Raw genomic sequence first — 14,351 nt, forward strand, 5'->3', positions numbered from 1 at the left:
ATTATTAAGTATATAAAGGTATATATGGTTACAGTACGGCGTTGGTGGGACAATAAAGGGTTGCAAATTGGGGTGTTAGCTTTAATCGCTGGTAGTGCTTGGATGTTGCGACAGACTCAAGGTGAGTTATTACTTGAAACATACTACACAATTACCCGTCCGTTGCAGATGTTACAGTCAGGGCCAACTCCAGAAGAACGTCTCAGAGATGCTCGGATATTAGAGTTACAAACTCGTATAGTAGATTTGGAAAGTGAAAAGAAAAAGTTACAAAATTTATTAGGCTATGTGGAAAAAGAACCACTGGCATCAAAGCCAATTCCAGCGCGGGTGGTGGGACGTAGTGCTGACCAGTGGTGGCAACAAGTAACCTTGAATCGGGGTACTAATTCTGGGATTCAGGAAGGCTATATAGTCAAGGCGGATGGGGGATTGGTTGGTTTAGTGGAAAGTGTAACTCCCAATACTAGCCGTGTGTTGTTAATCAGCGATCTTAAGAGTCAAGTAGGTGTAACAATTAGCCGCACGGCCGCTAAAGGTGTTTTGCGAGGAGATTTTTCTGCGGAGGCTGTGTTGGAGTTTTATGAAAAAGTCCCAAATGCAAAGGTAGGAGATTTAGTTTCCACATCTGCTTATAGCAAGAAATTTCCATCCGGGTTGGCAGTAGGAAGAATCAAGTCGCTGGATTTAAAGAAACTTCCAGCTTCAGTAGCGAAAGTTGAGCTTTTTCCGCCAATACGCTTTCTAGATTGGGTAGCCGTCTATCCAAAGCCAGAAAACCAAGATGTGGAAACCGAAAAGTCGGCAGAGCAAAAGTCTAAGTAAATTCTTCCTTGAAAATCAAGACAAAAATGAAGATTCCTGCATTTGTTGGCAGCAGACAGAAAAAGCCAAAATCGCCAAAGCGAAAATCGAAAATCCAAATTCCACCGCTTTCTCGTTGGCATCCTGCTGTACGTCAGTTGATGGGTTGGATGGTGACAGTTGGGTCTGTGGTCTTATGTTTACTCTTGTTGCCAACCCGCTTGCCAGGTATGGAATTATTGGGAATTGGCCCAAACTGGTTGTTAATTTGGGTGGTGGCTTGGAGTGTGAAGCGCACAATGTTTACCGGAGCATTGGCGGGGATAATTTTGGGGCTACTTCAAGATGGAATGACATCACCATTACCTACTCATGCCCTGAGTTTAGGTATAGTGGGATTTTTGACTGGTTTGCTCCAGAAACAGCGCTTTATGGAAGAGGATTTTATTTCTATTGCTGTAATTGTCTTCGTGATGGCAGTTTTGGGAGAAACTATCTTTGGTTTGCAATTAACTTTCATGGGTGATGTCTACGGTGGGCACAACCTACGCCAAGCCGGAGATATTTGGACATACTACCAACGTGTCGCCCTTGCTTCAGCGATTCTTAGTAGTCTCTGGGCACCTGTCGTTTATTATCCCCTGAATCTTTGGTGGCAGCGGATGAAATTGTCGGAGCAATAGTCTGACTGTTAACTGTTGGCTGATGACTGTTAACGGTTAACGGTCATCAGTCTGCGTCAAATACCATCTCTATAAGAGGATGGAATGAGCTTAACTTTTTCTTTGAGAAAAGCATCAAAGGTCAGCCTATCTGGTAAGGAAGTTTGTGCGCCTGATTTTGTGGCAGCTAAAGCGCCTGCTGCTGCACCCCAAATAACTCCCTGATGTAAGGATATTCCTTGAAAAAGCGCTGCTGCTAAACCGCCATTAAAAGCGTCGCCAGCGGCTACTGTGTCAACTACATCAACTGGAAATGCTGGCACAAAAAACTTTTCCTGGGCAGTTGCACAAAAAACACCCTTGGCACCCAATTTAACGATCGCACATTTAACTCCCCGTTGCAATAAAATCTCAGCTGCTTTGGCTGCTGTTTCTTCTCCATCCACAGCAAAACCTACCAACTGTCCAGCCTCAACTTCATTCGGTGTGATAACGTCTATCAATGGATAAAGTTCAGCAGGTAAATTAGATTGTGCCGGTGCGGGGTCAAGAATGACTTTGATGTTTGCGCTTCTCGCTGCTTTCGCTGCTGCAACCACCGCAGAAATCGGAATTTCTAACTGTAAAAGCAGTGCTGTAGCTTCTGGTAATAAGCTAGATAATCGTTGCACATCTTCTCGATCTACACGTCCATTTGCACCAGGAATTACAACAATTTGATTTTCTCCAGTCTGACTTACAGTAATAATGGCGACTCCAGAACTAACAGTTTCATCAACGAAAACATTGTTTGTCTGCACGCCAGATGCTTGCAAATTCTTGACAAGTTCAACACCAAAATTGTCTGCACCAACACGCCCGACAATTTGAGTAGGAATTCCCAGTCTGGCTAGGGCTACAGCTTGATTGGCTCCTTTACCTCCCGAAACTTGAAAAAAATCTTCTCCAAGTAAGGTTTCTCCGCCGACTGGTAAACGGGGTGCTGTGGCTACCAAGTCCATATTGATGCTGCCAAAAACGATAATGCTCATGCTGATTTTTGGTTAGCTTATGAGTTATTTAGCTTCATAGTATAGGATGCGATCGCAGTGCTTAAATTGTTTGGAGTTAGGTATTTGGTGGGAACTGAATATAGCAAGAAGGCATTTTTTCTTATTCTTGACGCGGATCTGATTGGGGTGGATGCCAACCCGCTTCTACCCAAAAACCACGGGCTACTTGAATCGAAGGCTCATCCCGACGTTCATCATTAAAGTCAAAGCGATGGCTAGTAGCTCTTCCTGTAGGAGTTATACCTACAATTTTTCTGCCGTCTTTTGTCCAAATAAAATGCTCAGACCACTTTTGCTGACGGGGATGAAAAAGAGGGACTTGTTTTTGAGTTTTAGGATCAGTACCTACTGTAAAATTATAGTGACGCTCATTACAGCGATGACAAGCTAAAGCTAAATTATCCAGTTCATCTGAGCCACCCAAAGACTGCGGCATAATATGGTCAACAGTAAAACGGTCTGGACTCAAGTATTCTGGCGAATGGCAGTATTCGCACAGATACTCAGCTCGTTTTCTTACAAGTCTTCGAGTTTGTTCGGACACCATTTACTTTTCGCCGCTAGTTGAGCGTTAATCAAGGTAAATATTCGCTCTAATTCGGAGATACCTACATATTCAGCTTCTTCTTCAGAAGTGAGCGTATCAGCTTTTTTCTTCTGCAACAGTTCTTCAAAGCGAGACTGTAGCTCATCGGTAAATTTGAAAAGATAAATGTCACCGAATTCGCTCATCTTGATACCAGAAGACATTAAAGATGAGGGTTGAACCATCAATTGAGTAGTCATTGTGTGTTCAGAGTGCCTTTGGTTCTATTGTGCCTCAATTAATCGATGATTATATTGCTTACAAGTTCTCAGCCTCATATTACTACGATGCGATCGCAGTCCTTAAAACTACTAAATATCTCTCAATTTTTGAGGATTATCACCAATATTTAGCTTACAGTTTCAGATATTGACGCAAAATGCTTTGCGCCTGTTCTAGTAGTTCTGCTTCTAGTTCGCCCAATCGTTGAATCAAACGCATTTTGTCAAAAGTCATTGGTTCAACACATACCAAAAGACTATCTACAGACAGCCCATTCTGCGCTGATGAAGGTACTGCAACCACCGCAGGCGAAATCCGAGAATCATTTGGTCGTGCTGATGTAAAAGGTAAAACGGTCACCTTGGTTCGCTGAGCATTGAATACTGTACCAGAAACTACTAATGCTGGCCGTGTTTTACGAATCTCAGTACCTAAGGATGGATCGAAAGTTACGAGCCAGATGCTTCCCAGTCGGTAATCGCCACGTTCTGCCATTCACTTTGCCAACCTAATTCCAATTCATCCACCAGAGAACAAGCTATTGCTAGCGCAGCATCTTCTTGTTCTTGTCGCCATTGTTTCAAAAGATTTTCAATTAGCGCACTGCGGTTTTCAACTTGTTGGTCGATGTAAGTTAATAATTCATCCGGTAGCGAAATAGAGATTTTAGCCATGTCCTACCTGAAGTCATACTATAAGTAGTATAAACTTTTAGCACTGACCTTAACAAGTGGGACTGTCATCAGACTTCTATAACAATCGGAACAAGCTATACTGCCAAATAGTGCTTAACAAATCTTAAAAACCATCATTGCAAACATAGGATATGCAAAACACAGATGTAGTTGTCATCGGTAGCGGTATTGGCGGTTTAAGTTGTGCTGCTCTTTTGGCACGCTATGGCTTTGATGTGATAGTCTGCGAGAGTCATTCCATACCTGGTGGTGCCGCCCACGCTTTTGAGCGCAATGGTTTCAAGTTCGACTGTGGCCCGTCTCTCTACTCTGGACTTTCTTACAGTCCCTCGACAAATCCGTTGCGCCAAGTCCTTGATGCCATTGGCTCTGAATTACCATGCGTCACCTACGAGACTTGGGGCTGTTATCTGCCGGAAGGTTATTTTGACACGTCAGTTGGGGCTGAGCAATTTTCTGAAGTATTGATGAAATTGCGCGGTCGTGATGCTGTAGCGCAATGGCAGCAACTCCAACGGGTTATGGAACCATTGGCCAGTGCAGCAACGGCTATGTCACCGGCAGCATTACGCTTTGATTTGGGTGCAGTTCAAACTGTGGGACGATTTGCCCCAACTCTAGCAAAACATATTGCAAGTATCCTCAAGCTGACTGGGCCTTTCAGCCGGGTTATGGATGGTGTTGTCAAAGACAAATTTACCCAAAATTGGCTGAATTTGCTGTGTTTTCTACTTTCTGGTTTGCCAGCAGATGGCACGATCGCCGCAGAGGTAGCATTTATGTTTGCTGATTGGTATAAACCAGGGGCAGTACTGGATTATCCGATTGGTGGTAGTGGTGCTTTAGTTGACGCCCTCGTCCAAGGATTGCAGCGTCACGGGGGTAAGCTCATGTTGGGCGCACATGTGGAACAAGTGTTGGTGGAGGGTAATCGGGCGGTGGGTGTGCGTCTTGGCGATCGCCAAGAAATCCGCGCCCGCAAAGCAGTAATTTCTAATGCATCGGTTTGGGACACGCTGAAGCTTTTACCTGAAAATGCAGTATCAAAACAGTTCCGCGCTCAAAGACAAGCGACGCCTGAGTGCGATAGTTTCATGCATCTGCATTTAGGTATTAATGCCGAAGGATTACAGCCAAATTTACAATGTCATTATGTAGTGGTGAATAATTGGGAAGCGGGGGTAACAGCACCTCAAAATTTGGTGGTGATATCAATTCCTTCAGTTCTAGATTCATCCCTTGCACCAGCAGGTAAACACGTGATTCACGTTTATACTCCAGGGAATGAGCCGTATGCTATTTGGCGGGGGATGGATAGAAGAAGTGAAGAATATGCCGAACAAAAGCGATCGCGTGCAGAGATAATGTGGCAAGCGCTAGAACGGGTTATTCCAGATATTCGTTCTCGTTGCGAAGTCACCCTTGTTGGTACACCTCTAACCCACGAGCGTTATCTGCGTCGTCACCAAGGTTCATACGGCCCAGCAATTGCGGCTGGTTCTGGTATATTCCCCGGCCCCAGCACTCCCCTAACAGGGTTGTTGTGCTGTGGAGATTCGACGTTTCCTGGTATTGGTTTACCAGCAGTCGCCGCTAGTGGGATGATTGCTGCCAACACTCTTGCACCTGTTAACAAGCATTTAGAGATGCTTGAAGATATTGGCGTTGCTGATTGAAAATATGAATTTGTCTCACGCAAAGTCGCAAAGGCGCAAAGGTACAAAGAAAAGGAAAGGTAATTTTGGCATTTCATATTCTGATTCTGCAACGCCAAGATATTAAATGCATTTAAGAAGAATTCAGAATCCAGAATAAATATGGATTTTTGATATTTTGATTTTCTTCAAAATATAAAGCTTGAGTATCAAAGTCTTCTAAGTTCTGAATTCTAACTCTTAAATTCTGACTCCTGAATTCTAAATGTACAAAATCTAGCTGCCAATAGAGCCGCACCCGCAGCCAAAATTGCTAAGGCACTTCCTGGTTCGGGTACGGCGGCAACTTTAGCATCAATTCGTGCTGTTCCAGCAAACAAACCTACCAAATTAGAGTCGCCAAGTGCTTGAGCAAACTCTGGAGAAATGAACAATTGGACATCAGCCAGAGTTAGAGTTAAATTTTGTTCGTCAAATATCACAGATTGCGGAGCGGCCAAGTCAAACAAAATTGGATTTGCTGGAGAAATTGTGTCTGTTAAAACAAGTCCGCTAGCATTAGGAATAGTACGTCCGGGAGCAAAACCAATTGAAAAGTTACCAACAGTAGTTTGCTCGTTGAATGTAACAGTACCAATATGTTCGATTGTACCGAAGAGTGGAGTAAAACCGCCTTCGTCACTGAAGGTGAAGTCGGTAGCTGAGTCGATTTGAAAGCCAACTAAATAATTGCTGGGAATTGGTGGGACTATATCCTGAGTGCCTGTGATGATTAACCCGATATTTCTGAGAATATTTTCGTGGTCGCGATCGATACTAGTGATTCCAGATTCCACTTTAAAAGTTGCAGCTTCTACTTGTATGGGTGCAATCGTTATGAAAGCTGCTGTTGTACAACCAACAATTCCTGCAATGTGAGAAAAACGCATATATTATTCTCCTTATTTTATGTGCTTGATTTTAGATAATTCAAAGATGTTGTTGAGATTGTATTTTCAAATTCAATAAATTGGATGGGATATTTGCATTTTTACTTTATTTATTAATTTCTAAAATTTTTTGTTGTTTATTATGTTTAGCGTGCAACCAAACTTGATTCTATTTTGCAGAACAAGTTTTATTGCTAGTTGAATAAGACATTAAAAAGTCCTGAGAATTGACGAGGGAAGCCGAAGACACTCATACTCCAATGGCAATAGCTGTAAAATTCAGCGTTTTACACCTGTTTAATACTCTCAAAATTATTATGCTCGTGTCTCTAATTCCTATAAACTAACTGATTCTAAATTGTAGATTATGGATTCTTAGAAAAAAGATTTTTCATTTGACTATTCTAGACAATCAACAACATAGATAAGTGTTTACGTGGCTGTTGTTAAGAAGATACATAAATAGAATTTCATGATGTTTTCCATCAAGATTCCTACATACTTGTCCATTCTTTTTATAGAATACCATACTTTTTTTTAAAGTCTATTGTTAAATTGTTACTTTAATCTTATAAGTTGCTATTGTTGCTGATAAATTAGTCTACCAAAAGCAAAATAATATTTTTTTTAAGTTTAAGTAAAGTAATTGTCAATTCAATAGCATCTTTTAATTCATACAGTAAAAAATTTAAAGTGAATTATGTTGGTGTAAATAAACATGACTTCTAAGGCTTGAGCTTAAAGCTTGATAAATAAAGTATTAGGCATAATATCTTAGAAAAATATAGTTATGTTTAATCATAGCTAATTACTATTACTTAGTTCTCAGCTTACTATTGTGATGTAATCGAAAATAAGTCAATCTTTAATTTATTTATAAGTTTAGGTTAAGAAGTAAAGCGATGTCTGATGATTGAGTACTAGACTCATAGGGCTAGCGATCGAGGTAGACTAAATACACTAGCGCTTCTGGCGTTATCGAACTGAAGTGATGACTGAGGAGTTAAGAGTAGAGACGTGATGAATCGCGTCTGTACAAGAGTTAATAATTATTCTCCTTGCCCTCATCTCCCCACTCCCCTACTCCCTTTTATTGACAGACAGTCGCGAAAACGATATACCATATAGTGCATCATACGCAAACCGTTGTTTTATGCCTAGTGTTGAACTTGACGAAAACCGAGAGCATCGCATTCAAACTGAGATCGTTGTAGATGCTGAAGATAAAGAAGATCGGGCCATGGGTTGGTACTACTACCTGGAAGAAACTCTGAATTTTCCGTTTATGGCTAAATGGACTAAGAAGAACCGTAAATCAGGTTCAGTAGAGGAGAAACCAGTTGAAGTCCTGGGAATGGCGCCAGATGATGAGTGCTTAAAAGATATGTTGGTTGAAGTGGCTTATATTAATGGTAAGGATGATGATGTGTATTCTGCCAAGTTATCTGAAATAGTAGCCATTGATGCTGATAGTGAAACGATTGAAGCGATCGCAGACTGGCTCTATTGGATTGGTAGAGGGTATAAATTCTAAGATAAATTCCGAATCACGCGACAAGGATTGCCAACAGCAATAACGTTTTCAGGTATATCTTTTGTAACTACACTACCAGCACCAATGGTTGTATTATCACCAATAGTTACACCTGGACAAATAATTGCATTGCCACCAATCCAGACATTATTACCAATCTTAATTGGAGCTGCTAATTCTCTACCAGAAAGGCGAATTTCCGGTTCTGTAGGGTGATAAGCAGTATAAATTTGTACGTAAGGAGCGCATAAAACATTATCACCAATGCGAACTGTATTACAGTCTAAAATTACACAACCATAGTTTAAATATAATTTATCCCCAGCAAAAATATTACTGCCATAGTCACAGTGAAAAGGTGGTATGACTGTTGCTTTTTGACCAATTTTTCCAAATAATTCCTGCAAAATTTGTTGTCGTTGCTGTTGCTGTTCTTCGGTTGTAGAATTGTACTTTCGCAACAAATGACTAGCTCGTTTATTTTCCGCAGCTAATTGGGGATCTTCTGCCCAATATAATTCGCCTGCGAGCATTTTCTGTTTTTCGGTTTTTTCCATGACGGATTTATACCCAAGGGATACCAGAGTAATTTTTGCACATTAGTTAAGAAATAAGGGTGTGGCGAATCCCTATTCATAAATTACAGGACTTACGCACAAGTCACGGAAAATCCAACCACAGAGAACGCAGAGGACACTGAGGAATAAGAGTTTGAGAGGTTTCTTGCGTAAGTCCTAAATTAATTCGCTTTCAACCTTAAACTTTGGAGCTATATTACTCTTACACTCCCATACCACCCCAAAAGAGCTTGGTCAATATTAAAATATCGCATAAGTAGCTTTTCCTTGGCGCTTAGCTCGATACATAGCAGTATCGGCATCGCGTAGTAGGGTTGCAGGTTCTTCATAGCTATTACAATTCAAAGCAATACCAATGCTGGCTGTAGTTTGTAGTTGATTTCCGTCGAGGTTAAGGGGTAATCTGAGGGAGTCTTGAATACGTCTAGCGACATTGGTAGCGTCAGTAACGTCTCTAATATCCTCTAAAAGAACGGTAAACTCATCACCACCAAATCGTGCTACAGTATCGCCACTACGTAAGCATGACTCTAAACGTCTAGCGATCGCTACTAGAAAATCATCCCCTACTCCATGCCCAAAGCGATCGTTAATCTCTTTGAAGTTATCTAAATCTAAAAACAAAACTCCAAAATAATAATCGCTTTTGCGTTTGCTACGTTCAATTGCTTGTTTTAGTCTGTCTAGAAATAAAACACGATTTGGTAATTCTGTCAATCCATCATAAAACGCATTGCGGATCAGTTGTGCCTCTGTTTCCTTGCGTTTAGTAATGTCTTGAAAAACTAAAACTGCACCAGTAATATTGCCATCTCCATCGCGGATAGGTGCAACGTTATCCTCTATTGGTATTTCTTTCCCATCTTTGGTAATTAGTGTACAGTTTTCTGGAAAATTGAAAATTTCACCTGCTTCAATTACATGTATGGCTAAATTTTCAATTGTTTCTCCTACATCTTTATCAACTAAGCTAAGAACTTCTACTAATTCTTTGCCTAAAGCTTCGCTTTGTTTCCAACCAGTGATAATTTCTGCTGTGGGATTCATCATTTGAATACAACCATTGGCATATGTCACAATCACTCCGCGGCCCATACTGTTAATAATTGCTGTCAGTCTCTGTTTTTCCTCCTGTAATCTCTTTTCACTCTGATGTTTATACAGAGTCATTTCAATCACAAAATGCAAATTGCTTTCAATAAATGGTTTTATTATATAGTTAAAAGGCTTAATTAACTGATTTTTTTGTAATATCTTATATTCAAAACTATTTATGATATAAACTACAGGTGTATAGAAATTATTTTGGATAATATCGACTAGTTGCACACCATTAATTTCGCCAGCTAGGCAGATATCAATTAATACTAAATTTGGTTTAAATTCCGCTACCTTTTTTATTGCCTCTTCACCAGACTCAGTTATTTCTGAAACGGTATAGCCTAACTTCTGTAAACTTTTTTTGATATTTGAGGCTAGGGTTTTTTCATCCTCAACAATTAGGATTTTGTGGGGAAACATGTTACGATAGCCTGTTTGCTAAGGTTGAGATTTCGCTGTTACCATCAACTAGATCTAAAGTTCGATAATCTTATCATAAACAATCTCTCAATACCTTGCTAAATAGCAAACAGCAGGTTATTTACATCTAATAATTTCTGTGTTTTCTGAAGCTAATTTAATAATAATATACAGCTAATATCAAGTTATTAGCATAAAATATAAATTATGAGCAATCAAAAATTGCTCTTCACAAATATAGAATAATTATCTTAATAAAAAGTAAATTTATTTAGTATAGTATTTATCAAAAAAATAATCAAGAATAAAACTTGATAAATTCCCAGCATACTAATCTCTCATTTCCTTCTTTTGAAGTGGGTTTAGAGAGTAAAATTTTTAAGCGGCCAGGAATCACAATAAGGGCATGAATAATTTAGAAGTCGGTTATTTAAGGCTTTAGATTTTTGAGAAAGAGTGAGGGGACAAGGGGAATAAATGGCAGGAAAAATTCTGTCGATGAGATATTTTCACACTCCACCTAAACCCCTATTTTTGCTAGTTTATGGGTGTCGATCTCTAAAACGCGCTTAGTGTTTTAGAGATCGGACTTACTTTTAGTCAGTTCAATGCTGATTTTGCCACTAAAGTCTGGAATTGGTGCGCTAGGTTTGCTGAGAGTGACTTGGACTTGTGTGATGCGATCGTACTGTTGGAGGATAGAATCTGCAATCACCGTTACCAGCTTCTCCACCAAAGCGAACTTAGAAGTTTTGACCAGATGTTGTACTAAGCTAATGACGCTGCGATAATCTAAAGTGTCTTCGATCGCGTCAGTCTTAGCCGCTGCGGAGATATCCAACCATAACCTCACATCAACCTCAAACCATTGTCCTAGCACCTGTTCTTCTGGTAGATACCCAGTGTAGCCATAGCCGCGAATTCCTGTTAAATAAATGCAGTCCATAAAAGTTTGAGAGGAAATTGTGTGCATTTTGTAGAAAGTGTAGTCACTACATTGCCATCCTTACCAAAGTTGAATCAAGTGGCGTCAAGCTAGTCTGCCTGGAAATTTTCTTACCAACAAACTCGCGTTGCAGTGTCGGTTTCCATCGGGAGCATTTGTGAGGAAAAGCTGCTTTTGACCCTTGAAGGTTCAAAAACCGAGCCTCGGACTTTTCCTTGTCAACTTTCCAACACGGATTTTACAGCTATTTTCAGGTAAATAGACCATGCGGTAGGAGCGCAAGGCCTTGCGCCCCTACGAAATATGTGGTTCAAATACATGAAAAAGGCTGTAAATTGAATTTCCCCAAACAAAATCTCAAACTTAAGATTGTTTTATAGCTATGTTTGATTTGATGCCGATCGCCTTTAAAAATGTTAATCAACTTTGGGCTTATATCTTAACAGAGACGCTAAAGCAGCTGGGATTGACTTGTGCTATTATTTGTCCTGGTTCACGCTCCACACCCTTAGCGGTAGCCTTTGCTCAACAAGCGCCTGAGATTGAAGCAATTTCCGTGCTTGACGAACGCTCCGCCGCCTTCTTCGCCTTAGGACAAGCCAAAGCAACCGGACGCCCTGTGGTAGTTCTTTGCACCTCTGGCACAGCAGGAGCGAACTTTTATCCAGCGGTAATAGAAGCCTCATATAGCCGCGTACCACTGTTGGTGTTAACCACCGATAGACCCCCAGAATTGCGAGATTGTCACTCTGGCCAAACCATAGACCAGTTGAGATTATATGGTAACTACCCAAATTGGCAAGCCGAATTAGCCTTACCCTCTGCTGATATGGGAATGTTAGCTTACCTGCGGCAAATGGTAATTCATAGCTGGGAAAGCGCGCAAGTCCCTACGAAAGGCCCAGTACATTTGAATATTCCCTTTCGCGATCCTTTAGCGCCTATCCCCGATGGAAGTGACTTGAGTTTTTTACAATCCCATTTCTACCCCGAAGACTTCTTTGCAAGAATCGCAAACATTACCCCATGCCCCATACCCCATGCCCCATGCCCCATTCCCCAAGAATGGAAACAATGCGATCGCGGCATTATTATCGCAGGTGTAGCCCAACCACAGCAACCACAGGAGTATTGTAAAGCGATCGCTCAACTTTCCCAAACTCTCAAATGGCCTGTTTTAGCAGAGGGACTTTCCCCACTGAGAAATTATGCCGAACTCAACCCCTATTTAATTTCCACCTATGACCTGATTTTACGAAATCAGCAACTAGCCAAACAGCTAGCACCTAAAATGGTGATTCAGATAGGAGAAATGCCTACTAGTAAAGAATTACGTACCTGGATAGATGCAAATCAACCCCAACGCTGGGTAATCGAGAACAGCAACCAAAACCTCGACCCTTTGCACGGGAGGACGACGCATTTGCGGATGAGTGTAGAGCAGTTTTTTTGGGGAGATGAAGAGGACGCGGGGACGCAGGGACACGGGGACACGGGGAATTTATCACAAACACTCTCCGCGTCACCGCGTCTCCCACTCTCCGCGTCTTCTTTCCCTGACTACCTTCGCCACTGGTGTGCAGCAGAAGCGCAAGTTAGGGCAGCTGTTGATCAAACTATGGGGAATATGGAGGAATTATTTGAAGGGAAAGCAGCTTGGTTAATTTCTCAAACGCTACCGCTAGGGACACCACTATTTATTGCTAATAGTATGCCTGTGCGGGATGTGGAATTTTTCTGGAAACCGAATAATTTGAGAATGCGATCGTATTTTAACCGGGGTGCGAATGGCATTGACGGCACATTATCCACAGCTTTAGGAATTGCCCATCGGCAGCAAAGTAGTGTGATGTTAACAGGAGATTTAGCTTTGTTACATGACACAAATGGTTTTTTAATCCGCAATAAATTTGCAGGACATCTGACAATTTTGTTAATTAATAACAACGGCGGCGGCATTTTTGAAATGTTACCCATCGCCAAATTTGACCCACCATTTGAAGAGTTTTTCGGCACTCCCCAAGATATTGATTTTGCTCAGTTATCCGCTACTTATAATGTGCAGTATGAATTAATTACTTCTTGGGAAAAGTTGCAGCAAAGATTAAACCCGCTACCAACGACAGGAATTCGGGTTTTAGAATTGCAGACAAATCGCAAAGCTGATGCTAACTGGCGACAAGAAAATTTCAGGAGATTTGCCGTCGATATTGAGATTAAACTACTCTATTAGGTGTTGTTCAATAGAAAGACAAAGTATAGCGATTAAGTCAAATGCTTTTGGTATCAAAGTTAAAATTTATTTACCAAAAGCGTTTCAAATTTTCATTCTACTCACCAATATTGCCGTATCATATCTCAAAAATTACCTTAGTATATAAAATTTTTATTGGCTACAGTAAACTCTATTTTACCAAAGATAGTCCTTTTATCGGCAACCTTAATTGATTTTTTCTTGAGTTTTTATAAGTTCTTTTCTAGCATCTTGGATATCTTTTTGTTTTCGTGTACTGTGCTTTCCTAGTTGTAATAATTCTTCCTCAAAAAGTTCTACGCTTTTTTGAAAATCTTGGAACGCTCCTTGATAATCTTTCAATTCACGACGGATAAGGGCACGATTAAAATATTCTAAAGCATTGTCTAGTTCATTATTGTAGTTTGGCTGTTTCCAACTACTTTTATCTGTTATTTGATATAAATCAGTTGTACCTTTGCGTTTTTTTTGCGTTATTAAATTTTTATCTTTAAGTTTTTTCAAAGCATATTGAGCTTGTCTAACACTCATATTGCAAATTGCTCCCATTGTTTTAAGGTTAGAGTAACAATCACCTCTACGGGCTATGTGTGCATAAATTCTAAATTCATATGGGTCTAAACCATACAAATCTAAATCTATATCAACTGTGATTGGGCGAATTGGTTTTGTTCCTGTGTTAGTCATGCAGAATATGCACCTAAAATACCATGAACTATTTATAAACTAATCTATACATTGTGCCCGTAGCTACGCATTGTGTGCATAGCTACGCACACAATGCGTAGGAAATATTTATTCTTCTCTATTTTAGCAAGGTATATTTTCTACGCACACAATGCATGATTGACACATTCTAATGCGTACCTTTAAGATTAAAAAGATAGGAGCCGGGTCGGCTAGGACTCTGCTC

15 protein-coding genes are annotated in these 14,351 nt (G+C 40.5%); 5 read left to right on the top strand and 10 right to left on the bottom strand.

Translation table 11 applies throughout. The features are described 5' to 3' along the window. Nucleotides 1-24: 24 nt before the first annotated feature. Together mreC and mreD are read left to right on the top strand one after the other, a co-directional pair. On the top strand, nucleotides 25-825 hold the full coding sequence (mreC, locus tag H6H03_RS17265; RefSeq protein WP_190956305.1) for a rod shape-determining protein MreC: 801 nt from the start codon (nucleotides 25-27) through the stop codon (nucleotides 823-825). 26 nt (nucleotides 826-851) lie between these two features. Beyond that, nucleotides 852-1,487, top strand: coding sequence for a rod shape-determining protein MreD (mreD, locus tag H6H03_RS17270; RefSeq protein ID WP_190956306.1), 636 nt, complete (start codon nucleotides 852-854; stop codon nucleotides 1,485-1,487). Nucleotides 1,488-1,543: 56 nt separating this feature from the next. Here the strand turns inward: mreD and rbsK are convergent, their stop codons facing one another. The 5 genes from rbsK to H6H03_RS17295 form a co-directional block, all read right to left on the bottom strand. Further along, entirely contained in the window at nucleotides 1,544-2,497 is a 954-nt protein-coding gene (gene rbsK, locus H6H03_RS17275) for a ribokinase (protein WP_190956307.1), read from the bottom strand. Nucleotides 2,498-2,618: 121 nt separating this feature from the next. Beyond that, nucleotides 2,619-3,065, bottom strand: a complete 447-nt coding sequence (locus H6H03_RS17280) for an HNH endonuclease (RefSeq protein ID WP_190956308.1) — start codon at nucleotides 3,063-3,065, stop codon at nucleotides 2,619-2,621. Beyond that, entirely contained in the window at nucleotides 3,035-3,304 is a 270-nt protein-coding gene (locus H6H03_RS17285) for a hypothetical protein (protein WP_099068776.1), read from the bottom strand. The genes H6H03_RS17280 and H6H03_RS17285 overlap by 31 nt, the downstream gene beginning before the upstream one ends. Nucleotides 3,305-3,458: 154 nt before the next feature. Then, nucleotides 3,459-3,821 carry a type II toxin-antitoxin system PemK/MazF family toxin gene (locus H6H03_RS17290; RefSeq protein ID WP_190956309.1) on the bottom strand — a complete coding sequence of 121 codons (363 nt, stop codon included), beginning with the start codon at nucleotides 3,819-3,821 and terminating at the stop codon, nucleotides 3,459-3,461. Then, nucleotides 3,776-4,000 (bottom strand): ribbon-helix-helix domain-containing protein, encoded by a 225-nt coding sequence (locus tag H6H03_RS17295; RefSeq protein WP_190956310.1) that lies wholly within the window; start codon nucleotides 3,998-4,000, stop codon nucleotides 3,776-3,778. Before H6H03_RS17295 ends, H6H03_RS17290 begins: the two co-directional genes overlap by 46 nt. A gap of 152 nt (nucleotides 4,001-4,152) precedes the next feature. Between H6H03_RS17295 and H6H03_RS17300 the strand changes: the two genes are divergently transcribed. Beyond that, nucleotides 4,153-5,697 carry a phytoene desaturase family protein gene (locus H6H03_RS17300; RefSeq protein WP_190956311.1) on the top strand — a complete coding sequence of 515 codons (1,545 nt, stop codon included), beginning with the start codon at nucleotides 4,153-4,155 and terminating at the stop codon, nucleotides 5,695-5,697. Nucleotides 5,698-5,909: 212 nt separating this feature from the next. Here the strand turns inward: H6H03_RS17300 and H6H03_RS17305 are convergent, their stop codons facing one another. Continuing rightward, the gene (locus H6H03_RS17305; protein WP_190956312.1) at nucleotides 5,910-6,605 is read right to left on the bottom strand and encodes a hypothetical protein; all 696 of its coding nucleotides are present in this window, start codon (nucleotides 6,603-6,605) and stop codon (nucleotides 5,910-5,912) included. A gap of 1,153 nt (nucleotides 6,606-7,758) precedes the next feature. Here H6H03_RS17305 and H6H03_RS17310 point away from each other — a divergent pair. Then, a complete protein-coding gene (locus tag H6H03_RS17310; RefSeq protein WP_190956313.1) occupies nucleotides 7,759-8,139 on the top strand; it encodes a calcium-binding protein in 381 nt (126 codons plus the stop codon). Here the strand turns inward: H6H03_RS17310 and H6H03_RS17315 are convergent. From H6H03_RS17315 to folB, 3 genes are all read right to left on the bottom strand, one after another. After that, on the bottom strand, nucleotides 8,136-8,696 hold the full coding sequence (locus H6H03_RS17315; protein WP_190956314.1) for a sugar O-acetyltransferase: 561 nt from the start codon (nucleotides 8,694-8,696) through the stop codon (nucleotides 8,136-8,138). The two genes, H6H03_RS17310 and H6H03_RS17315, sit on opposite strands and share 4 nt — an antisense overlap. Nucleotides 8,697-8,957: 261 nt before the next feature. Continuing rightward, nucleotides 8,958-10,238, bottom strand: a complete 1,281-nt coding sequence (locus H6H03_RS17320; RefSeq protein ID WP_190956315.1) for a GGDEF domain-containing response regulator — start codon at nucleotides 10,236-10,238, stop codon at nucleotides 8,958-8,960. 577 nt (nucleotides 10,239-10,815) lie between these two features. Beyond that, nucleotides 10,816-11,184: a dihydroneopterin aldolase gene (gene folB / locus H6H03_RS17325; protein ID WP_190956316.1), complete on the bottom strand. Its 369-nt coding sequence runs from the start codon at nucleotides 11,182-11,184 to the stop codon at nucleotides 10,816-10,818. Between the two features lie 382 nt (nucleotides 11,185-11,566). Here folB and menD point away from each other — a divergent pair, with 382 nt between their 5' ends. Continuing rightward, a complete protein-coding gene (menD, locus tag H6H03_RS17330) occupies nucleotides 11,567-13,417 on the top strand; it encodes a 2-succinyl-5-enolpyruvyl-6-hydroxy-3-cyclohexene-1-carboxylic-acid synthase (protein ID WP_190956317.1) in 1,851 nt (616 codons plus the stop codon). Between the two features lie 207 nt (nucleotides 13,418-13,624). On the opposite strand, the gene H6H03_RS17335 is transcribed toward menD, so the two are convergent. Further along, complete coding sequence (locus H6H03_RS17335; RefSeq protein WP_190956318.1) at nucleotides 13,625-14,125, bottom strand: hypothetical protein; 501 nt, start codon at nucleotides 14,123-14,125, stop codon at nucleotides 13,625-13,627. Between the last annotated feature and the right edge of the window lie 226 nt (nucleotides 14,126-14,351).

The organism is Nostoc paludosum FACHB-159, assembly GCF_014698835.1.
In the GTDB taxonomy this organism is placed as follows: Bacteria; Cyanobacteriota; Cyanobacteriia; order Cyanobacteriales; family Nostocaceae; genus Nostoc; species Nostoc paludosum.